The following is a 19,580-nucleotide window of genomic DNA, read 5'->3' as shown; positions in this document are numbered from 1 at the left end:
AACTGGAGAGCCCGTGCGCATTCTTGATGAAGCCGTCATTCCCGAACTGCCGAATTATTACCGCGGCAAGGTACGGGAAAATTACGACCTGCCCGACGGCAACCGCATCATCATATCCACCGATCGCCTGAGCGCCTTCGACCGTATCCTCACCTGCATCCCCTATAAGGGACAGGTATTGACCCAGACGGCGCGCTACTGGTTCGAACAGACAAAGGATATCTGCCCCAACCATGTGGTCAGCTATCCCGACCCGAATGTCGTCATAGGCAAGAGGCTGGATATATTGCCGGTCGAAGTGGTGGTTCGCGGTTACCTGGCCGGCACCACCGGCACATCGATCCTGACCCTTTACAAGAAGGGCGAGCGACAGATGTACGGCATGAGCCTGCCCGACGGAATGAAAGACAACCAGATTCTGCCCGAACCAGTGATCACACCGACAAGCAAGGCCTTCGATGGCGGCCATGACGAGCCACTGACACCGGCGGAGATCGTGGAGAAAAAACTCCTGACGCAGGAGCAGTGGGACACGCTGTCCCATTATGCGCTGGCGCTGTTCAAGCGCGGACAGGAAATTGCCGCAAAGCAGGGCCTCATTCTCGTCGACACGAAATATGAATTCGGGACGGATGAAAACGGTACGATCATCCTGGCAGACGAAATCCACACACCGGACAGCAGCCGTTACTGGATGGCCGACAGCTACGAGGAAAGCTTTCGCAACGGAACACGGCCGGCGAGCTTCGACAAGGATTTTGTGAGAGCCTGGGTTGCCGAACGCTGCGATCCCTATAAGGACGACGTTCCCGAAATTCCTGAGGATCTCGTCCTGCAGACCTCGAAGGTCTATATTGATGCTTACCAGCGCATCACCGGACAGAGCTTCGTTCCCGACGATAGCGGCGAGACGCCGCTTGCAAGAATACGCCGGAATCTGGAGCCGTTCTTCCCCGGAGTCTGACCGTGAGCAAAATGATTGAACAGGCGAGAAAGGGCGACAGGAAAAATGACCGTCCTGTCAGGCGCCGGCCTCGCCGTTCCGCCGAGGAAACCCGGCGGGACATTCTCGCCAAGGCCGAGGAGCTTTTCCGGGAGCGGGGTTTCAATGCGGTGGCGATTGCTGATATCGCCGCAGCACTTGGCATGTCGCCCGCCAATGTCTTCAAGAATTTCAGCTCCAAGAACGCGCTCGTCGACGCCATAGCCTTCGAGCAGATTTCCGTATTCGAGAGGAACATCCAGCCGCTGGACAAAGGCGAACCGCCGCTTTCGAGACTGCGCCATCTCGCCCGCACCCTAATGGAGCTGCATCATCGGGATCTCAACGACAATCCCTATATTTTCGAAATGATCCTGATGACGGCCAAGCAGGACATGAAGTGCGGCGACTATTATAAAGCCGTCATTGCCAACCTGCTGGCCGACATTATCCGCGACGGTATCGATGCGCGAATCTACGCGCCGGCCGACATTCCTCCTCTGGCGGAAACCGTGCTCCACGCGCTGACAAGTGTTATTCATCCCGTCCTCATTGCCCGGGAAGATATCGGCAATTTAGCAACACGTTGCGATCAACTCGTCGATTTAATCGACGCGGGATTGCGCAATCCGCTTGCTAAGTGACGATTCCCAATTTACGTCACCTTCTCGCAATTGCTTGCGAAGCGCAAAAGCCTGCGCTTCTATGCGCTTGGCGGTCCGGACAGAATGAGCGAATCGGGTCCCTTCCAAGGCCTTCGCCTGTCGTGTCTGTCTCCGGACGCGCATCCGCCGAGCGACATTGCGCTTATAGTTGAATGCGATCGATACGCAGGGAAGAACAATGAGCCGACGTATTTTACCCCTATTCGCTTCTCTGTGCATGACCGCAATTCTGGCGGGCTGCAGCGATGGCGGCGAAAGCAGCCAGACCGCCCAGACCGCCGAGCGTCCGCCGTCGCCAGTCAGCATCATCCTGATGAAAACCAGCGAATACCCCCTGACCACTGTTCTTCCCGGCCGCGCCAGTGCGTTCCAGACGGCGGAAATCCGTCCGCGCGTCACCGGCATCATCCGCGAAATTCCCTTCAAGGAAGGCAGCGAGGTCAAGCAGGGCGATATTCTCTACCAGATCGAGGACAATACCTATCTGGCGGAAGTGGCCCAGGCCAAGGCAAACGTGGCGAAGGCCGAAGCAAGCATTCCGAGCGCCCAGGCGAACCTTGCCCGCTACGAGCGGCTGGTCAACAGCGGCGCGACCCAGATCGAATATGAAAACGCCAAGGTAACGCTGCTCCAGGCCGAAGCTGATGTGGCCCAGACCAAGGCCGCTCTGGAAACGGCTGAGATCAACCTCGATCTCACCAAGGTCCGCGCTCCCTTCGACGGCATCACCAGCGCCACCGCTTACAGCATCGGCAACGTGGTGACGGCGAACCAGACGACGGCTCTCACCACCCTGCGCCGTATCGACCCGATCTATATCGATCTGATGGAATCCAGCATCAATCTTCTGCGTCTGAAAAAGGCGATCTCGTCCGGCCAGCTCGGCGGCGATACGAAGGAGACGGGTATTCATCTGACGCTGGAAGACGGCACGGAATACAAGCATGACGGCAAGATCGACATGTCGGACATGGCGGTGAGCGAAACCACCGGCACCTTCTCCATCCGCGCTCTCTTCGAAAACCCCGATGATCTTCTGCTTCCCGGCACCTATGTCCGCGCCACGCTGACCATCGGCAAGGAAAAAGGCTTCCGCATTCCGCAGCGCGCCGCAAGCCGCAACGCCAACGGCGAACTGACCGCAAAATTCGTGACGGCGGAAAACAAGGTGGAAACCCGCACCTTCCCGTCCAGCCAGCAATCAGGCAACGCCTGGCTGGTGACGGAGAACGTCAAGGATGGCGACAAGCTCATCGTTGACGGCTTCCAGTGGATTGCCGACGGCGCGACGGTTGCGCCCGTTGAAGTGACCATCGACGATCGCGGTATCGTCGTTCTGCCGCAGCAAGCTCCGCCTGCCGCCGCCCCCTCGAAATAAGCATGAGCACGAAACCCTCGGTCGAAGCTCGTAAAAGGTAAGGCAGGACTGCCATGGCCCATTTCTTTATCCGGCGCCCCGTTTTTGCATGGGTTATCGCCATCGTCATCATGCTGGGCGGCGCATTGGCGATCGCGACGCTCTCCATCTCGCAATATCCCGATATTGCGCCGACGACGGTGCGTGTCAGCGCAACCTATAACGGCGCCAGCGCCGAAACCGTGGAAAAATCGGTGACGACCATCATCGAGGACGGCATGACCGGCCTCGACGACCTCACCTATATGACCTCGTCCTCTTCGACGGGCAGCGCCGAAGTAACGCTGACCTTCGGCAACAGCATTTTGCCTGATATCGCGCAGGTTCAGGTGCAGAACAAGCTGCAGCTCGTCCAGTCGCAATTGCCCGATACCGTGCAGCAGCAGGGTATTCAGGTCAGCCGCTCCACATCGAGCATCCTGATGGTTGGCGCGCTGATCTCGACCGACGGCAAGCGCAATTCGGCCGATCTCGGCGATGTGTTCTCCTCGCGCGTCGAAGACCAGATCAAGCGCCTCGAAGGCGTGGGCAGCATCAATGTCTTCGGTTCCGAATATGCGATGCGCATCTGGCTGGATCCGTTCAAGCTCAACAAATACCAGCTGACCACGGCTGACGTGACCAGCGCCATCGAAAGCCAGAACACCCAGGTTTCTGTCGGCTCGCTCGGTGCGGTGCCCGCCATCAAGGGCCAGCAGCTCAACGTGACGGTGACGGCGCAGAGCCAGCTCACCACGGTCGCCGATTTCGAGAAGGTCATCCTGAAAGTCGAAAAGGATGGCGCGACCGTTCGCCTGAGCGACGTGGCACGCATCGAAATCGGCCAGGAAACCTATGGTGGCGATTCCCGCTCCAACGGTCGTCCTTCGGCTGGTTTCGCGGTCAACCTCGCCACCGGCGCCAACGCGCTCGACACGGCGGCACGCGTGAAATCGGCACTTTCCGCCGTCGAGGGCTCGCTGCCGGAAGGCGTCGCGATTGAATACCCCTACGACACCACGCCCTTCGTGAAGCTGTCGATCGAGAAAGTGGTGCATACGCTGATCGAGGCGATCATCCTCGTCTTCGTCGTGCTCCTGGTGTTCCTGCAGAATCTCAGAGCCACCTTCATTCCCATGATCGCGGTTCCCGTCGTGCTTCTCGGCACCTTCGGCATCCTTGCGCTGACGGGATATTCGATCAACACTCTCACCATGTTCGCCATGGTTCTGGCCATCGGCCTCCTCGTCGACGACGCCATCGTGGTTGTTGAAAACGTCGAACGAATCATGTCGGAAGAGGGTCTGTCACCGGTCGAGGCGACCGAAAAATCGATGGGCGAGATCACCGGTGCGATCATCGGCATCGCGCTCGTTCTCACCGCCGTGTTCATTCCGATGGCCTTCTTCGGTGGATCGACGGGCATCATCTACCGCCAGTTCTCGATCACCATCGTTTCGGCCATGCTGCTTTCGGCAGTGGTCGCCATCGTTCTGACGCCGGCGCTCTGCGCCACGATGCTGAAGCCGATCGACCATCACAAGAAGCAGCGCGGACCGGGCGCATGGTTCAACCGCGGCTTCGGCAAGACGACGGACGGTTACGTTTCCTCCATCGGTTATCTGCTGAAACGGCCGCTGCGCGTGATGATCCTCTTCGCGATCGTCATCGGCGGCTGCGCCTGGTTCTTCAGCAAGCTGCCCAGCTCGTTCCTGCCACAGGAAGACCAGGGCGTGCTGCTGACGATCATCCAGACGCCGACCGGTTCGAATATCGAGCGAACCAACGAGGTGGTGAAGCAGGTCGAAAACTACTTCCGTGAAAAGGAAGCCGCCAATGTCGAATCGGTTTTCGGCGTTCTCGGCTTCAGCTTCAGCGGTTCGGGCCAGAACAACGCCATCGTCTTCACCAAGCTCAAGGATTTCGCCGAGAGAACTGCCCCCGACCAACACGCCGGCGCCATCGTGCAGCGTGCGATGGGCACCTTCTTCGGTTTCCGCGATGCGCAGGTGTTCCCGCTTCTGCCGCCAGCCATTCAGGGCATGGGCACATCGAGCGGTTTCTCGATGTATCTTGTCGATAGCGGCCGCAACGGCACCGATGCTCTGACCGCCACATCCAAGGAGTTGATCGCGCTTGCCACCGGCAATCCGAAGATCAGTTCGCTTCGAAGCGACAGCCAGGACAACGAAACGCAGATGAAGATCATTCTCGATCAGGAAAAAATGGGAGCCATGGGGGTCGATCTCTCCTCCGTGAACCTCATGCTGTCGACGATCTTTGCCGGCCGGGATGTCAACGACTTCACGCTGAATGGCGAGCTCAAGCCCGTCTATGTTCAGGGCGATGCGCCCTACCGTATGCAGCCGGACGACCTCAAGTTCTGGTATGCCCGCAATACCAGCGGCGAAATGGTGCCGTTCTCTTCCTTCAGCGAAGTGAAGTGGATCAATGCCCCGCCGTCTCTCGCCCGCTTCAACGGCACGGGCGCGATCTCGCTCGAAGGCACCGCCGGCGCAGGCGTTGCATCCGGTGATGCGATGGACGAGATGGAACGGCTGACGGCAAGCCTGCCGGGCGGTTACACGGTGGCGTGGCAGGGCATTTCCTATCAGGAACGGCTTTCCGGCTCGCAGGCGCCGATGCTCTATGCCCTCTCGGTGCTGATCGTCTTCCTTTGCCTTGCCGCCCTTTATGAAAGCTGGTCGATCCCCTTCTCGGTCATCATGGCCGTGCCGGTGGGCGTCCTCGGCGCATTGACCGCGGCGCATTTCTTCGGTCAGTCGAACGACGTCTACTTCAAGGTGGGCCTTCTGACGACCATCGGCCTTGCGGCGAAGAACGCGATCCTGATCGTCGAATTCGCCAAGGAAAGGCAGGAGCATGGACTGAGCCTGATGGAAGCGACGCTGGAGGCGGCGAAGCTGCGCCTGCGTCCGATCATCATGACATCGCTCGCCTTCATCCTGGGTGTCGTGCCTCTCGCAATTGCAACCGGAGCGGGTTCTGCAGCGCAAAATGCAATCGGCATCGGGGTTCTGGGTGGTATGCTTTCTGCAACACTCCTCGGAATTTTCTTCGTTCCGTCCTTTTTCGTCATCATTCGTCGCCTTTCAAGGCGTTAACAAAACAAAAATGGGCTGTGCCAACCGTTAATACGCTGCTAGAAATGTTGCCGATTTGGCAAATGCACGTTTCTACGGCATATCGACCGCGCAGCCCGTTTGTCAGCAAGCCGCGCTCGGTAAGCCAACCAGAGAATTGGGAAAATTACATGCTGTCTATTCGCGCCACTCTGCCCCTGACAATGCTGCTGCTCTCAGGCTGTGTTGTCGGACCCGACCACAAGACGCCGGAAATCCAATTGCCGGGAAAGTTTGCGGAAGCCGGAAAAACCAGTAATGGCGACATCAGCAGCGTTGCGTGGTGGACGGCCTTTAACGATGGCCGCCTCAATGGCTACGTTTCCACCGGCCTGGCGCAGAACCTCACCGTGATGCAGGCGATCGAGCGCATCAATCAGGCGCAGGCCCAGGTGATCGTGGACGGCGCTGGCGGCCTGCCAAGCCTGACGGGCAGCGGCAGCCACACGACCAGCCAAACCAAGGGCAGCTACCGTGACGTTCCCGTCACCAACGTATCCTCCGGCGGCCTCAGCGTTTCCTGGTTCCTCGACCTCTTCGGTCGCTATCGCCGGGCAACCGAAAGCGCCAATGCATCGCTCGATGCGGCTTACTCCACGGTCGACGTCCAGCGCCTGACGCTGATTTCGTCCGTCGCCGCCGCCTATATCGACGTGCGCTATTATCAGGAACGTCTGGCGATTGCCCGCCAGAACCTGAGCTCCCGCCGCGAAACGCTTGACCTGACCAAGCTGCAGCTCGAAGCGGGCGCTGCTTCGCGCCTCGATGTCGTCCAGTCCGAAGGTCTGGTCAATTCGACCCTGTCGCAGATCCCTGGCCTCGAAACCAGCTTCCGCAAGGCTGCGCATCGCATCGCAACCCTGCTCGGCATGCCGGCTTCATCGCTCATTACCGAGTTGCAGAAGGGCGCACGCCAGCCTGTTGCGCGCGCAATTCCCCGCGCCGGCATACCGGCCGACCTGATCCGCAACCGTCCGGACATCCGCGTCGCCGAGCGTAATCTCGCCGCTGCGGTCGCCACGATCGGTGTAACCGAGGCTCAACTGTATCCGAGCATCGAGCTTGGTGGCGCGATCACCCCGAGCTACAATTTCGTGAGCGGCGGCAGCAGGGGAACGGCCAATAGCTGGTCCTTCGGCCCGAGCCTCACTCTTCCGATCCTCGACGGTGGCCGACTCCGCGCCAATGTCGACATCGCCAACTCACAGGCACGCGAGCAATATCTCGTCTGGAAGGCGACCGTTCTCAATGCGGTGGAAGAAGTCGAGAACGCACTGGCCGCCATCAATCGCGACCAGCGTACCGTCGACGCATTGAGAAAGACCGTCGCCTCCTACCAGGAAGCACTGCAGCTCTCCACCGCCAGCTATCGTGATGGCGCATCGTCTCTGCTCGATGTTCTGGATGCTCAGCGCTCGGTCTCGGATGCGCAGGCAAACCTTGCCACGGCGATCCAAACGACCGCGCAGGACTTTGTGTCGCTGAACGTGGCGCTCGGCGGCGGCTATGCCGTTGGCCAGCCCACCCCGAAGAAGTCTGCCGGCCCGACCGTGGCTGCGGCAAAGGGCATGTAAGAACGGCCCACAAGGCAATTAAAAAAGCCCGCGTCTCGACGCGGGCTTTTTGCTGTTCAGGATACAAAAAGCACCGGTCACACGGTGCTTTTTTCGAGCCGGCAATCAGGCTCAGTTCTTGGCGCGCTCGACGTAGGAATTGTCTTCCGTCGCAATAACCACGCGGATGCCGGCATCGATATGCGGCGGCACCATGGTGCGGATGCCGTTGGAAAGAATAGCCGGCTTGTAGGACGAAGATGCCGTCTGGCCCTTGACGACCGGTTCGGTTTCCGTGATTTCCAGCGTGACGTGGCGCGGCAGTTCGACAGCCAGCGGATTGCCTTCATGGATGGAAAGAATGCAGGTCATGCCTTCCTGCAGATAGGCCTTCTGATCGCCCATCGTCTCAGTGTCGACCACGACCTGATCGTAGTTCTCGGGGTTCATGAAGTGGAAGCCTTCGCCATCTTCATAAAGGAACTGGAAGTTCAGGTCTTCGACGAAAGCGCGCTCGACCTGCTCGGTGGTGCGCCAGCGCTCGGAGACCTTCACGCCATCAACGATGCGGCGCATGTCCACCTGCGTGACCGGCGTGCCCTTGCCGGGGTGAAAGTTCTGCGCGGTAAGAACGACGTAAAGCTTGCCGTCCACGTCGAGAACATTGCCCTTGCGGACGGATGAGGCGATAACCTTGACCATATGACTTCCTTGTAACTCGATGAAATGCGTCGTAAAGGACTGCGCGGCAGCACCGGCCCCGGCAGACGTTTTGTCTTTTTTCTGGGGCGCAACTACCTTAAATCCGCACGAATTGCCAGCCTTCTACAGCAATTCGCGGAAGAGTGCCTAGCGGTTTTCCGCCCGGAATAGCTTTAAATGACGCGGTAAGGCGTTTTGCGGGCCGTTTATCCGCAATTGAGCGCCGCAGAGAAGACGGAAAAGAACAGAGAATGCGCGCAAGCAACGAGACAATGTCGCCATGGTGGACGCCCGACGTCCATGCCGACCGCCGCGCGTTCCTCATTGGTCGCAATGCGATCCAGTCGTCTTTTCGCGGCCACTTTGCCAACGCCGATTTTCTTGAAGTCGACACCGCGACATTACAGATTTCCCCCGGCAACGAGGCGCATCTGCATGCTTTCGCCACACAGGGCCTGACGCCGGCTGGCGACGCCGTGCCGCTTTATCTCCATACCTCGCCTGAATTCGCCTGCAAGAAGCTGCTCGCTGCCGGTGAAAAACGCATCACCTGTTTTGCCCATGTTTACAGAAACCGGGAACGAGGCCCCCTGCACCATCCGGAATTTACCATGCTGGAATGGTATCGGGCCGGTGAAACCTATGAGAGCCTGATGAAGGACAGCGCCAACCTTCTGGCGCTGGCAGCCGAAACCACAAAGACGAAAAATTTCACCTATCGCGGCCGCAGCGTCGATCCTTTCCTCGAACCGGAGCGGGTAAGCGTCGCCGAAGCCTTCGAGCGCTATGCGGGCATAGACCTGCTGGCCACCATCAGCCGAAACGGCGAAACCGACGCCCGCCATCTTGCGGCGAACCTCACCAATGCCGGCATTCGCGTGGCCGATGACGATACCTGGGCGGATATGTTCAGCCGCGTCATCGTGGAGCGGGTGGAGCCGGAACTGGGTTTCGGCAGGGCAACAATTCTCGATGAATATCCGACCTGTGAAGCGGCCCTCGCCCGCAAATCCCCCGGGGATGCGCGGGTGGCGGAGCGTTTCGAGCTCTATGCCTGCGGCGTTGAACTTGCCAATGCCTTCGGGGAACTGACCGACGCCGCCGAGCAGAGGCGTCGTTTCGAAATGGAAATGGCCGAGAAGCAGCGTGTTTACGGCGAGACCTATCCGCTGGACGAGGATTTTCTGGCCGCATTGGCAATCATGCCGCCGGCAAGCGGCATAGCACTCGGTTTCGACCGGCTGGTGATGCTGGCGACCGGCGCGCCCCGTATCGATCTCGTCATGTGGGCTCCAGTGCCGGAATATGGACGATGACAAGGCTTGAGACCATCAAGACACCTGAAGCACTTGTCGAAGCTGGATTGATCGAGGCCGACACGCTCGACGGTCTGCGCGCGGTCACGGAGCGTTATGCGCTCGCCATCACGCCATCGATTGCCGGGCTGATCGACAGCCACGACCCGCAGGATCCCATTGCCCGGCAATTCGTACCGGATCCAGCCGAGCTTGTTCACCTTCCCGAAGAACGGGACGATCCCATCGGCGACGACGCGCACAGCCCCGTCCATGGCATCGTCCACCGTTATCCCGACCGGGTGCTTTTGAAGGCAGTGCATGTCTGCCCCGTCTATTGTCGCTTCTGTTTCCGCCGCGAAATGGTCGGACCGCAGGGCAACGGCATGATGAGCCCGGAGGAGCTGGATGCCGCATTCGGCTACATAAAGGCCAATCCTGCCATATGGGAGGTCATCCTGACCGGTGGCGATCCGCTGGTGCTTTCCCCCAGGCGCCTGTCCGACCTGATGACGCGCCTGAAAGACATATCGCATGTGAAGATCGTCCGCTTCCATACCCGCGTGCCGGTGGTCGATCCCGACCGTATCGACGCGGCGCTGATCGATGCGCTGAAGGCCAGCGGTAAAACCACCTATGTGGCCCTGCACGCGAATCATTCCCGGGAGCTCAGCGAAGCCGCAAGGCAGGCTTCGGCGCGCCTGATCGATGCCGGCATAGCCATGGTCAGCCAGACGGTACTCTTGAAGGGCGTCAATGACGACCCGTCTGTTCTTGCCGCGTTGATGCGCGCCTTTGTCGAGACCCGTATCAAGCCCTATTACCTGCATCATCCCGATCTTGCGCCGGGCACCAGCCATTTCCGGCTGACGATAGAAGACGGCCAGCGAATCGTTTCCGCTTTGCGGGGGCATGTCTCCGGCCTTTGCCAGCCGACCTATGTTCTCGACATCCCGGGCGGCCACGGCAAAGCGGCAATTGGCAGAAATGCGGCCGAAAAGACCCGCGATGGCTGCTATTCCGTTTCTGATTTCAACGGAAACGATCATATTTACCCACCGCCCACCACCGGCGACGATTAAAAAATACATAAAAAGCCCACTACGCCGGGCTTTTCGAGACGGCCGCGGACGAAAACAAAAATTTCACATTTCCGCCCCTCTCCTGTCATCATAAAGAAAAATATTCTACCTATAATAATCAGCATTGATTTTAGTGCTGGTCTGGATTATCAGTGTGGAACTGGAGAACGAGTCTCCTGATTCCGGGCCAACACCAATACAGGGAGTGTGTCATGTCAAAACATATCAGCATCAACGCAATCCTTGGTCTTGAGTCCTGGAACGCTGGATTTAAATCCACGTGTTCCCGCTGCTGTCGAATGTGACTTAACGGTCTCAATTTCCTGAAAATCAGTTCGACAACATGCTGTGTGAAGTAGCCACAGCGGGAGTATATCTATGCAGAAGCAAGTTATTGAATTCGCTGGCGAGCCCGTCGGCATCGTCATCCCGGATAATGACCGGTTGAAGTTCATCGCGGTGAAGTTCCACGTTCACGACCTGGACGAACAAAAGTTCGACAGCGCCGACGACGTGCGGATTGCGATCCGCGATCTCGTGCGCAACCGGAATCTGGCTGCGGTCGCCTGATGCGGGAAAATTTTCGCCCGCTCATGGAACCGTCAAAATCAGAGCGCGCCCAATATCGGACCCCGAACAGCGGCCCGATGGCGCGCTTTTTTCTCGGTGGACAAACCATCTACCCGCCTGGCACCAGCCATTCAGGGTGTATCAAAAGCTATGATGCACTAAGCTAAAAAAGCGCCTGAAAATCAGGATTAGAGCCGAACGCCACGTACGCGGTCTTCCTGACGCACCCAAACCTTCCCTCATTCCTGTGCTCGTCACAGGAATCTAGCCAGACCAAGTCCTTGGGCTGAAAGGCCTCTCCCTCCGCGCAGACGCACGTCGACTGGATTCCTGTGACAAGCACGGGAATGAGGGCCAAGCGCGTAATCGAAGGTTCGAATTGCGGGTCAGAATGCAGTAAAGGTCAGCGTCGTCAGCGAGCGCACGATTCCCGGAATATTGACGATGTTCTGGTTGATGAACTTGCCGATATCTTCTTCCTGCGGCAGGTAGATTTTCAACAGCAGATCATATTCACCGCTGGTGGAATAAAGCTCGGAAACCAGTTCCGTTTTATAGATGGCGTCGGCGACATCATAGGTCTTGCCGGGCTCACATTGAAGCTGAACAAAAATGGGCTTCACGGACATCTCCCGTATTGGAACTTTCGGTGCATGGCTGCTCGTGCCAAGCGTCATGGCGCACTATTGGCTGAGCTGCGTCCGTCTTGCAAGACCGGTCACCGGTTTACGCCGAAAACTCCTCCGCCCTGCCGTTCGCCCCCATTGCAGCCTCGGAAACGATCCACCGGCGGAAACTCTCCAGCGGTGCATAACCGGCGCGATCCGGCATGCAGGCGAGATAATAGGCTTCCTCGCTCTCCACTTCCCCCGCAACGGCCGCAACCAGACGGCCGCTTCGCAACTCCTCCTCGATCATGAAAGAAGGAATGAGCGACGCCCCAACCCCTGCGCTCGCCGCCTCGGCAATCGTCGTGAACTGATCGAAAAGCATGCCGTGCACATTGTCGAAACCAACGTCGTGGCTGCGAAACCATTGCTCCCAGGCATCCGGCCGGGTCGTCATGTGCAGCAACGGGACATGCAGCAGATCGTCCGGCTTTGAAAGTCCGTATCGCTCCTTGAATGACGGGCTGCATACCGGAATGACCTTTTCATGCATCAGGAAAACCAGCTCGGTGCCCGGCCAATGCGGCAATCCGAAATGGATCGCCGCATCGACGGTATCGGTGCGGAAATCGAACAGCGATGATCGCGTCAGAAGATTAACCGAAACGCCCGGGTGCCTGGCAATGAAATCGGGAAGACGCGGCACCAGCCAACGCGTGCCGAAGCTCGGCAGAACACCGAGATTGAGCGTGCCACCATCCGGATTGGCGCGCAGATTAAGTGAGGCCGTCGATATGCGCCGCAGGGCTTCGCGGATTTCCCGCGCATAACCCTCCCCCGCCCTTGTCAGCCGGATCGTCTGCCGCTCGCGCAGGAACAGCGCCACGCCAAGCTGCTCTTCAAGCGCCAGAATTTGACGGCTGACTGCACCCTGCGTCAACCCGAGTTCCCGCGCCGCCGCGGTGACACTGCCCGTCCGAGAAGCGGCTTCGAAGGCCGCGAGCAGCGAAAGTGACGGCAGAAAACGGCGGGGTGGCAGGACCATATTCCCTCCTGGAATGAACTCTTGACGATATGTCGATATTCAACAGGCAGGACCGCTTGTAAAGTCTTATAAACAAGGGCTTGCCACTCATACGAAGAACAAATGAACTGGCCCGGAACATGGTGGAACGATGTATAATGACCCCCGCTCGCACGGCCTTTGGGAAAAGACAGCGCCGCAGCCGCACGTAACGCCGGCCTTGCAGGGCGCAACAATTACAGATGTCGTCGTCGTCGGAGGTGGCTTCACCGGCCAATCCGCCGCCCTTCATCTTGCCGAACGCGGTGTGGATGTCGTTCTTCTCGAAGCAAGGGAAATCGGTTTCGGCGGCGCAGGCCGCAATGTCGGCCTCATCAATGGCGGCATGTGGGTCATGCCGAAAGAGCTGCCCGGCGTTCTGGGCGAGGTTTACGGCGAACGCCTTCTCCACCTTCTGGGCAATGCCCCGCTTCTCGTGCGCGAACTGGTGGAAAAACACGCAATTCCCTGCGAGATCGAAAAAAACGGTACGCTCCATTGCGCCGTCGGTGACAAAGGGCTCGCGGAAATCCGTGAGCGCTGCGAGCAATGGGCAGCGAGGGGCGCGCCCGTCCGCATCCTCGATGCCGAAGAGACAGCGAGACGCACCGGCAGCACGGGCTATTCCGGTGCGCTTCTGGATACACGCGCCGGCACGATACAGCCGCTCGCTTATGTTCGAGGCCTTGCTGCGGCCGCCCAGAAAGCGGGCGTGCGCCTGCACACCGAAAGCCCTGTGGTGGCAACCGAACGCAGCAATGGAAAATGGCTGGTGAAGACGCCGCAAGGGTCTGTAACCGCCAACTGGATCGTTGTGGCCACGGAAGCCTACAGCACCGGACCATGGCAGATCGTTCGCGACGAACAGATCTACCTGCCCTATTTCAACTTCGCGACCCGACCGCTTGGCGACAACCTGCAAAAGAGCATCCTGCCCGGCCGTGAGGGCTGCTGGGATACGAAGGAAATCCTGTCATCCTTCCGGATGGACAAAGCAGGCCGGCTGGTGTTCGGCAGTGTCGGCGCGCTGCGCGGCACCGGCACGGCCATTCATCGTGCCTGGGCGAAACGTTCGCTGAAGCGGCTCTTCCCACAGCTTGGAGACACGGAATTCGAATGTGAATGGTATGGCCAGATCGGCATGACCGACAATGCCGTGCCGCGCTTTCACAAATTCGCTGAGAACGTCGTCGGTTTTTCTGGCTATAACGGCCGCGGCATCGCGCCGGGCACAGCCTTTGGCAAGGTGATTGCGCAGCATATTCTGGGTGAGATCGCCGAGGCAGAAATGCCCCTGCCTTTGACCGAGCCGAAAGCGCAGGCTTTCCGGGCGGTGAAGGAAGCCTATTACGAGGCAGGCGCACAGATCGCCCATCTTGCCGGCGAGCGTTTTTGATCGGAAACGGAGCCGCTTCAAGGGAAGCCTTGGCTTTGTCGCAAGGGTCTAATCACGTTCAACAAAATGGAAACGTTGCAGATGCTCGGCACAAGCCCGAGCATGACGAGGAAAGCTTTTCGAGCTTAACCACCCTTCTGACATAGACACCCGCACCAGCCTCTTTTCCCCACCATATCGATATATCCTTGAAAATATAATGATTGCCCTATAGGCCTATCGATATATTCACCAGAATATCTCGAACCGGGGGTAACAGACCATGAGACTTTTGCGTCGCAGCTTCTTCAAAACCATTGCCGCAGCCACATCCTTCTGGATGGCGGCCTCCTTTGCGGTCGTTCCGGCCCATGCCGCCGAAAAGGTCACGGTGTTTGCCGCCGCGAGCATGAAAAACGCGCTCGACGCCCTCAACGCCGAATGGGCGAAGGAAAGCGGCAATGAGGCGACCGTTTCTTATGCCGCAAGCTCGGCGCTGGCCAAGCAGATCGAGCAGGGCGCGCCGGCGGATATCTTCATTTCCGCCGATCTCGCATGGATGGACTATGTCGCCGAAAAGAAGCTGATTAACGCTGACAGCCGTTCCAATCTTCTCGGTAACCGCATCGTTCTCGTCGCTCCCGCAGATAAGGCCAAGCCGGTCGATATCAAGCAGGGTTTCGATCTTGCCGCTCTCGTGGGCGATGGCCGTCTGGCCATGGGCGCGGTCGATTCCGTTCCCGCCGGCAAATACGGCAAGGCCGCTCTGGAAAAGCTCGGCGCCTGGTCTTCGGTTGAAAAGAAAGTCGCCGGCGCGGAAAGCGTGCGTGCCGCCCTGCTGCTCGTCTCGCGCGGCGAAGCACCCTACGGTATCGTTTACCAGACCGACGCCGCCGCCGATCCGGGCGTAAAGATCGTCGGCACCTTCCCGGAAGACAGCCACCCGCCGATCATCTACCCGGTCGCCATTCTCTCGGAAGCAAAGTCCCCGGCAGCAAAAGCCTATCTGGATTTCCTGAAGTCCGCAAAGGCGGCTCCCTTCTTCGAAAAGCAAGGCTTTACCGTTTTGAAATAAGCTTGTCTCAGGTCCACCTCCCGGTGGGCCATGAAACTTGACGATTGCAGGATATGGCATTGCATTGGTGGACACTCAGCCCTGAAGAATGGACGGCGATCAGGCTCAGCCTGTGGGTGTCCTCCATCGCCATGTTTGCCAGCCTGCCTTTCGGCATTGCGGTTGCCGTGGCGCTGGCGCGCGGCCGCTTCTGGGGCAAGTCGCTGCTCAATGGCATCGTCCACCTGCCGCTCATTCTGCCGCCCGTCGTCACCGGCTTTCTGCTGCTCGTCCTCTTCGGCCGCAGGGGCGCTATCGGGCAATTTCTCGATAGCTGGTTCGGCATCGTCTTTTCCTTCCGCTGGACGGGAGCGGCGCTCGCCTGCGCGGTGATGGCCTTTCCGCTGATGGTACGTTCCATTCGCCTTTCCATAGAAGCCGTGGACCGCAAACTGGAAGAGGCGGCGGGAACATTGGGCGCAAGCCCCTTCTGGGTGTTCCTCACCGTCACGCTTCCCCTGACATTGCCCGGCATCATCGCCGGCATGATCCTAGCCTTCGCGAAAGCCATGGGCGAATTCGGCGCAACCATCACCTTCGTGTCCAATATTCCCGGCGAAACCCAGACTTTGTCCGCCGCCATCTATACCTTCACCCAGGTTCCGGGCGGCGATGCCGGCGCATTGCGCCTGACCATCGTTTCCGTCGTCATTTCCATGCTCGCCTTGCTCGTCTCGGAGTTTCTGGCCCGCATCGTCGGCAAACGGGTGAGCATGGAATGACGCTTTCGGTCACCACCCGCCACCGCCTCGGCTCCTTCGAACTCGATGCGTCATTCACCTCCGAAGGCGGCGTCACCGCGCTATTCGGGCGCTCCGGTTCCGGCAAGACCTCGATGATCCGCATCATGGCAGGCCTGCTGCGGCCGGATGAAGGACAGGTTTTGCTGGATGGAGAAGTGCTGGCCGATAGCGGAACAAGGCGGTTCCTGCCGGCGCACAAGCGCCGCTTCGGCTACGTCTTTCAGGAGGCACGGCTCTTCCCGCATCTCAGCGTGGCGCAGAACCTGCGTTACGGCAGATGGTTCGCCGTGGACAAAACCGGGAACACGAATGAAGACCGCATCGTCGACATGCTCGGCATCGGCCATCTCTTGCAGCGCCGGCCGGACAAGCTTTCCGGCGGCGAAAAACAGCGTGTCGCCATCGGCCGCGCGCTCCTCTCATCACCCAGGCTTCTGCTGATGGACGAACCGCTCGCCTCTCTCGACGAGGAGCGAAAAGCCGAGATCATTCCCTATCTCGAACGGCTGCGCGACGAGACGAAAATCCCCGTTGTCTATGTCAGCCACTCCATTCAGGAGGTCGCCCGCCTCGCCGACCGCATCGTGGTGATGAAGGACGGCAAGGTGGAAGCGCAGGGAAAAGCGGCCGAGGTGCTGTCCAGACCGGATTTCAGCGCGCATCTCGAACGGCGCGAGGCGGGCAGCATTCTTTCCGGACACATTGAAAGCTTTGATGAACGGCACGGGCTTGCCACGGTAAGGCTAAAGACCCTGTTCCTCCATGTTCCGGCAAAAAGGGGAACAACCGGCAGCCCGGCACGGGTGCTCATACCAGGGCGCGATGTGATGCTGGCAACCGTTAAGCCCGAAGGCTTGAGCGCGCTCAACATTCTTGAGGGGCAGGTCGCGACTGTTTCGGCCAGCGAAGACGGCATGGTCACGGTTCAGGTGGATTGTGGCGGCGACATCATCCAGTCGCGCATCACCGATCTGTCACGCGAGAGGCTGCAGCTGGAACCCGGAAAACCGGTGCATGCCATCATAAAGTCGGCGGCTCTCGATCCCTATTAAGGGCCGCATCGGGATTGCGGTTGGCCTCCAGCCAGTCGATATCCGCGCGCAAGGCCTCGTTCATCCGCTTTTCCATGCCGCGATAACGCTCCAGCACCTCCGTGCCGAAAGCGGTCAGCGCCGCACCGCCGCCCTGTTTGCCGCCGCGCTGCGATTCAATAACCGGTTGCCTGAACATATGATTCAGTGCATCCACCAGCAGCCATGCGCGGCGATAGGACATGTCCATCGCCCGCCCGGCGGCGGAGATGGAGCCGGCCTCGACAATCAGCTCCATCAATTCGATCTTGCCATGACCGAGACGTTCTCCGGGCGGAAAGTCAATACGAAGAACAGGCTTCAGTGGTGAACGGGCGTCACTCATCGTTCAAAGCCCCGTCCATGAAGATCGCGATAGGCCTTCTGCGCTCCATCCACCGGCAAGGCCGTTGCCTCATAGACGCCACGCGCCACCGCCCGCGCCATGACGATGGTGGCCAGATAGCAAAGCTCGGCAAAATGAATGCCGCCTTCAAGCGGCTTCTCGCTGGTCGCGGCCGCAAACATGGTGTCGCCGTCACTAGGCAGATGCGCTGGTAGAACGGCGCGCGCCAGCCCGTCATGCGCCATGATGGAAAGGCGATGCGCCTGCGCCTTGGTGAGCGCGGCATCCGTCACCACCGCACCGATGGTCGTTGCCGTGAGATTGACGCCCTTGAGGCGAAGCGCGGTATGATCCGGCCCGAAACGATCGGGAAAACCGCTATCGCCGTATTCACCCTGCACCTCAAACGGCGCGGACCAGAAATGGCGGCTCGTTCCAACCGTTGCCGAGCCGAGCGCATTGACGGCGACGATGGCCGCCATTTTATAGCCGCCGGAACTGACGGCGCTGGCCGAACCGAGCCCGCCCTTGAAGGTGGCGGTCGTCGCACCCGTTCCGGCCCCGACCGTTCCAAGCTCGAAGGGCGCCGCACGCGCCGCCTTGAATGCCGCATATCCCATCTCACGATAGGGCGAATGCAAACCCCAATCCTTGTCGCCGCCATTCAGCAGATCCATCAGGATCGCCTGCGGCACGATGGGAACACGGGTGGAACCCACCTGCAGGCCACGTCCGATCTCACGCAGCCCGGCCTGAACGCCGCCAGCCGCATCCAGCCCGAAGGCAGAACCGCCTGACAGCACGAAGGCATCCACCGTTTCCACCGTCATCGCAGGGTCGAGCAACCCGGTATCACGCCCGCCCGGTGCGCCGCCCAAAACAGAGCCGGAAGCAATGGCGGGCTTTTCGAAAACAATCGCCGTAACACCGGAGCCAAGGGCGAGATCGGTAACATTGCCGACCGAAACGCCGTCAATATCCGTCAGAAGATTGGTGAGTGCCGCCATGCCGCTTCCCCTTTTTTTCCGGTATCCCGCCACCATCAGGCACTGTCAACGCAAAACGTGACGGGCCTGATGTCGGCGACAAGCCGTAATCAGGAAAAAACGGCGGTTCCGATCACGGGCGTCGAGGGAACGGCCATGTCCCTCGGTTCCAGCGGCCCGGAGAGATATGCCTGGTGGCCAGCCTCTATGGCCCGGGCAAAGGCCTCCGCCATGCCGACCGGGTCTCCCGCGCCCGCCACCGCCGTGTTGAGCAGAACGGCATCGTATCCGAGCTCCATCACCGTGACCGCATGCGACGGGCGGCCGATACCGGCATCGACAATCAAGGGCACATCCGGAAAACGCGCCCGCATGGATTTCAGCGCCGTCAGATTGAGCGGTCCCATGGCGCTGCCGATCGGTGCGCACCAGGGCATTAATACCCTGCAACCCGCCTCAAGCAGCTTTTCGGCGACGACCAGATCGTCGGTCGTATAGGGAAAGACCTCAAAACCATCGTCACAGAGAATTTTCGCCGCTTCGACAAGTGCGAAGACATCAGGCTGCAACGTGTCATGGTGGCCGATGACCTCCAGCTTGATCCAGTCGGTGCGGAACACCTCACGGGCCATCTTTGCCGTCAGCACCGCTTCCTTGACCGTGTGGCAACCGGCGGTATTGGGCAGAATGTGGCGATCCAGCTCGCGGATCAGTTCGAAAAACTGACCGCCTTTCTTGCCGCCCGCCGTTTCCCGGCGCAGCGAAATCGTCAGAATATCCGTGTTGCTCGCCCGCACCGCATCGGCAAGCACGGCGGGAGATGGATAGCGCGCCGTGCCGAGGAGAAGACGGGACGAGACCTCACGACCATAAAGCGTCAGCATGGT

18 protein-coding genes are annotated in these 19,580 nt (G+C 59.5%); 12 read left to right on the top strand and 6 right to left on the bottom strand.

The window, feature by feature from the left end:
* Positions 1–13: 13 nt before the first annotated feature.
* The 5 genes from AC5YUO_RS09425 to AC5YUO_RS09405 all read left to right on the top strand — a co-directional run bounded on the left by AC5YUO_RS09425 (position 14) and on the right by AC5YUO_RS09405 (position 7,760).
* Entirely contained in the window at positions 14–964 is a 951-nt protein-coding gene (locus tag AC5YUO_RS09425) for a phosphoribosylaminoimidazolesuccinocarboxamide synthase (protein ID WP_496153101.1), read from the top strand.
* Positions 965–966: 2 nt separating this feature from the next.
* Entirely contained in the window at positions 967–1,626 is a 660-nt protein-coding gene (locus tag AC5YUO_RS09420; protein WP_400816965.1) for a TetR family transcriptional regulator, read from the top strand.
* A gap of 199 nt (positions 1,627–1,825) precedes the next feature.
* The gene (locus AC5YUO_RS09415) at positions 1,826–3,025 is read left to right on the top strand and encodes an efflux RND transporter periplasmic adaptor subunit (RefSeq protein WP_496153100.1); all 1,200 of its coding nucleotides are present in this window, start codon (positions 1,826–1,828) and stop codon (positions 3,023–3,025) included.
* A gap of 53 nt (positions 3,026–3,078) precedes the next feature.
* Complete coding sequence (locus AC5YUO_RS09410) at positions 3,079–6,168, top strand: efflux RND transporter permease subunit (protein WP_496153099.1); 3,090 nt, start codon at positions 3,079–3,081, stop codon at positions 6,166–6,168.
* A 149-nt stretch (positions 6,169–6,317) separates the two neighbouring features.
* Entirely contained in the window at positions 6,318–7,760 is a 1,443-nt protein-coding gene (locus AC5YUO_RS09405; RefSeq protein ID WP_496153098.1) for an efflux transporter outer membrane subunit, read from the top strand.
* Positions 7,761–7,871: 111 nt separating this feature from the next.
* Here AC5YUO_RS09405 and efp read toward each other — a convergent pair whose 3' ends face one another.
* Positions 7,872–8,441: an elongation factor P gene (gene efp, locus AC5YUO_RS09400; protein ID WP_003521324.1), complete on the bottom strand. Its 570-nt coding sequence runs from the start codon at positions 8,439–8,441 to the stop codon at positions 7,872–7,874.
* 251 nt (positions 8,442–8,692) lie between these two features.
* Here efp and epmA point away from each other — a divergent pair, with 251 nt between their 5' ends.
* The 3 genes from epmA (at position 8,693) to AC5YUO_RS09385 (ending at position 11,388) form a co-directional block, all read left to right on the top strand.
* The gene (gene epmA / locus AC5YUO_RS09395) at positions 8,693–9,757 is read left to right on the top strand and encodes an EF-P lysine aminoacylase EpmA (RefSeq protein ID WP_496153097.1); all 1,065 of its coding nucleotides are present in this window, start codon (positions 8,693–8,695) and stop codon (positions 9,755–9,757) included.
* Positions 9,754–10,818: a lysine-2,3-aminomutase-like protein gene (locus AC5YUO_RS09390; RefSeq protein ID WP_496153096.1), complete on the top strand. Its 1,065-nt coding sequence runs from the start codon at positions 9,754–9,756 to the stop codon at positions 10,816–10,818. Before epmA ends, AC5YUO_RS09390 begins: the two co-directional genes overlap by 4 nt.
* Positions 10,819–11,196: 378 nt before the next feature.
* Entirely contained in the window at positions 11,197–11,388 is a 192-nt protein-coding gene (locus AC5YUO_RS09385) for a hypothetical protein (RefSeq protein ID WP_003492264.1), read from the top strand.
* A gap of 386 nt (positions 11,389–11,774) precedes the next feature.
* Here AC5YUO_RS09385 and AC5YUO_RS09380 read toward each other — a convergent pair whose 3' ends face one another.
* Together AC5YUO_RS09380 and AC5YUO_RS09375 are read right to left on the bottom strand one after the other, a co-directional pair.
* A complete protein-coding gene (locus AC5YUO_RS09380) occupies positions 11,775–12,011 on the bottom strand; it encodes an Lrp/AsnC ligand binding domain-containing protein (RefSeq protein ID WP_003521320.1) in 237 nt (78 codons plus the stop codon).
* Positions 12,012–12,114: 103 nt separating this feature from the next.
* A complete protein-coding gene (locus AC5YUO_RS09375) occupies positions 12,115–13,041 on the bottom strand; it encodes a LysR family transcriptional regulator (RefSeq protein ID WP_496153095.1) in 927 nt (308 codons plus the stop codon).
* 130 nt (positions 13,042–13,171) lie between these two features.
* Here AC5YUO_RS09375 and AC5YUO_RS09370 point away from each other — a divergent pair, with 130 nt between their 5' ends.
* From AC5YUO_RS09370 to modC, 4 genes are all read left to right on the top strand, one after another.
* Positions 13,172–14,455: an NAD(P)/FAD-dependent oxidoreductase gene (locus AC5YUO_RS09370; protein ID WP_496153094.1), complete on the top strand. Its 1,284-nt coding sequence runs from the start codon at positions 13,172–13,174 to the stop codon at positions 14,453–14,455.
* Between the two features lie 262 nt (positions 14,456–14,717).
* A complete protein-coding gene (modA, locus tag AC5YUO_RS09365) occupies positions 14,718–15,509 on the top strand; it encodes a molybdate ABC transporter substrate-binding protein (RefSeq protein ID WP_496153093.1) in 792 nt (263 codons plus the stop codon).
* A 53-nt stretch (positions 15,510–15,562) separates the two neighbouring features.
* The gene (gene modB, locus AC5YUO_RS09360) at positions 15,563–16,270 is read left to right on the top strand and encodes a molybdate ABC transporter permease subunit (RefSeq protein WP_496153092.1); all 708 of its coding nucleotides are present in this window, start codon (positions 15,563–15,565) and stop codon (positions 16,268–16,270) included.
* Positions 16,267–17,343, top strand: a complete 1,077-nt coding sequence (gene modC, locus AC5YUO_RS09355; RefSeq protein ID WP_496153091.1) for a molybdenum ABC transporter ATP-binding protein — start codon at positions 16,267–16,269, stop codon at positions 17,341–17,343. Before modB ends, modC begins: the two co-directional genes overlap by 4 nt.
* Here modC and AC5YUO_RS09350 read toward each other — a convergent pair.
* The 3 genes from AC5YUO_RS09350 to AC5YUO_RS09340 form a co-directional block, all read right to left on the bottom strand.
* A complete protein-coding gene (locus AC5YUO_RS09350) occupies positions 17,312–17,707 on the bottom strand; it encodes a winged helix-turn-helix domain-containing protein (RefSeq protein ID WP_496153090.1) in 396 nt (131 codons plus the stop codon). The two genes, modC and AC5YUO_RS09350, sit on opposite strands and share 32 nt — an antisense overlap.
* Positions 17,704–18,714, bottom strand: a complete 1,011-nt coding sequence (locus tag AC5YUO_RS09345) for a P1 family peptidase (RefSeq protein WP_496153089.1) — start codon at positions 18,712–18,714, stop codon at positions 17,704–17,706. The genes AC5YUO_RS09350 and AC5YUO_RS09345 overlap by 4 nt, the downstream gene beginning before the upstream one ends.
* Positions 18,715–18,803: 89 nt before the next feature.
* Positions 18,804–19,577, bottom strand: coding sequence for a thiazole synthase (locus tag AC5YUO_RS09340; protein ID WP_496153088.1), 774 nt, complete (start codon positions 19,575–19,577; stop codon positions 18,804–18,806).
* Between the last annotated feature and the right edge of the window lie 3 nt (positions 19,578–19,580).

This window comes from Agrobacterium sp. LEGMi-208b, from assembly GCF_059511785.1.
This window is presented reverse-complemented; position numbering and strand designations above follow the sequence as displayed.

Coding starts and splice junctions, on each gene's coding strand:
- AC5YUO_RS09415 (WP_496153100.1), top strand. CDS start 1,826: ATGAGCCGACGTATTTTACCCCTATTCGCTTCTCTGTGCATGACCGCA.
- AC5YUO_RS09410 (WP_496153099.1), top strand. CDS start 3,079: ATGGCCCATTTCTTTATCCGGCGCCCCGTTTTTGCATGGGTTATCGCC.
- AC5YUO_RS09405 (WP_496153098.1), top strand. CDS start 6,318: ATGCTGTCTATTCGCGCCACTCTGCCCCTGACAATGCTGCTGCTCTCA.
- efp (WP_003521324.1), bottom strand. CDS start 8,441: ATGGTCAAGGTTATCGCCTCATCCGTCCGCAAGGGCAATGTTCTCGAC.
- epmA (WP_496153097.1), top strand. CDS start 8,693: ATGCGCGCAAGCAACGAGACAATGTCGCCATGGTGGACGCCCGACGTC.
- AC5YUO_RS09390 (WP_496153096.1), top strand. CDS start 9,754: ATGACAAGGCTTGAGACCATCAAGACACCTGAAGCACTTGTCGAAGCT.
- AC5YUO_RS09385 (WP_003492264.1), top strand. CDS start 11,197: ATGCAGAAGCAAGTTATTGAATTCGCTGGCGAGCCCGTCGGCATCGTC.
- AC5YUO_RS09375 (WP_496153095.1), bottom strand. CDS start 13,041: ATGGTCCTGCCACCCCGCCGTTTTCTGCCGTCACTTTCGCTGCTCGCG.
- AC5YUO_RS09370 (WP_496153094.1), top strand. CDS start 13,172: ATGTATAATGACCCCCGCTCGCACGGCCTTTGGGAAAAGACAGCGCCG.
- modA (WP_496153093.1), top strand. CDS start 14,718: ATGAGACTTTTGCGTCGCAGCTTCTTCAAAACCATTGCCGCAGCCACA.
- modB (WP_496153092.1), top strand. CDS start 15,563: ATGGCATTGCATTGGTGGACACTCAGCCCTGAAGAATGGACGGCGATC.
- modC (WP_496153091.1), top strand. CDS start 16,267: ATGACGCTTTCGGTCACCACCCGCCACCGCCTCGGCTCCTTCGAACTC.
- AC5YUO_RS09350 (WP_496153090.1), bottom strand. CDS start 17,707: ATGAGTGACGCCCGTTCACCACTGAAGCCTGTTCTTCGTATTGACTTT.
- AC5YUO_RS09345 (WP_496153089.1), bottom strand. CDS start 18,714: ATGGCGGCACTCACCAATCTTCTGACGGATATTGACGGCGTTTCGGTC.
- AC5YUO_RS09340 (WP_496153088.1), bottom strand. CDS start 19,577: ATGCTGACGCTTTATGGTCGTGAGGTCTCGTCCCGTCTTCTCCTCGGC.